This window comes from Streptomyces sp. RP5T (genome assembly GCF_003933965.1).
Lineage (GTDB): Bacteria > Actinomycetota > Actinomycetes > Streptomycetales > Streptomycetaceae > Streptomyces.
The window spans coordinates 1-451 of sequence record NZ_RSAJ01001288.1 but is presented as its reverse complement, the minus strand read 5'-3'; the positions used below and the strand labels follow the sequence as shown (position 1 = coordinate 451).

At 60.8% G+C, this 451-nt stretch carries 1 protein-coding gene; it reads left to right on the top strand.

Annotated features, from left to right (window positions below):
* On the top strand, positions 1-451 hold a 451-nt coding region (locus tag EHS43_RS45870), incomplete at both ends, for a LysR substrate-binding domain-containing protein (protein ID WP_260471048.1).

Genomic DNA, 451 nt, shown 5'->3' with positions numbered 1-451 from the left:
TCACCATCCGTGCCAATGAGGCATTCGTGCTCATTTTTGCGGCGGGCCTGAGCGCCGCCGTGGCGAACGCGGCACCAGGGATAAGGCTTCGGTTTGCACCGCGATCGGACAAGGACGTTCAATCTCTGAGAGACGCCGCCGTTGATCTCGATATCGGCGTCCTGCCGATGGACAGCGGGGAACTGCGTTGCCAGACCCTTTTTCAAGACGGTTATGTCGGTCTCGCAAGGATAGGACACCCGATTTTCGATGCAGATCCGATCACTGTCGAGAACTATGCCGCCTGGGGCCATGTGGTCTTCTCACCGCAAGCGGATTTCGGCGGCGGGCCGGTCGACAGGGCGCTCGCCGAACACGGCGTTCACCGCGATGTCAGACTGATCGTGCCAAGCTTTCCGGCGGTGATCGCGGTTGCGGCGGCATCCGATTTGATCGGCGCGATTCCGAATTC